This is a genomic window from Escherichia sp. KCJ4928, assembly GCF_004352695.1.
In the GTDB taxonomy this organism is placed as follows: Bacteria; Pseudomonadota; Gammaproteobacteria; order Enterobacterales; family Enterobacteriaceae; genus ECMA0423.
Map to the genome: position 1 here is coordinate 1 of NZ_SJWV01000888.1, position 228 is coordinate 228.

Sequence of the window (228 nt, forward strand, 5' to 3'; positions counted from 1 at the left end):
TGGCAGCCTTCTGAATACGGCTTTCAATATCCGGCAGGTTGCCGTTACCCGTGTCGCGTCGGGTCCGGTACGCTGACACAAATTCCTGTGCTGCGCTGTCCAGGTCACGGAGCATGGTATCCATGGCGGAGCGTTGTGCCGTCAGGACACCCTGATACTCCGTTTCAATGAAGGGATTGAAAAAATAGTCCAGTGCGGACTGGTTGTTGCTGCCATTCCCTTTCACGG

General features: G+C 55.3%; 1 pseudogene. It reads right to left on the reverse strand.

The features are described 5' to 3' along the window. Positions 1–228 (reverse strand): annotated as a pseudogene (locus E0D98_RS27265) (hypothetical protein); the annotation flags it as partial.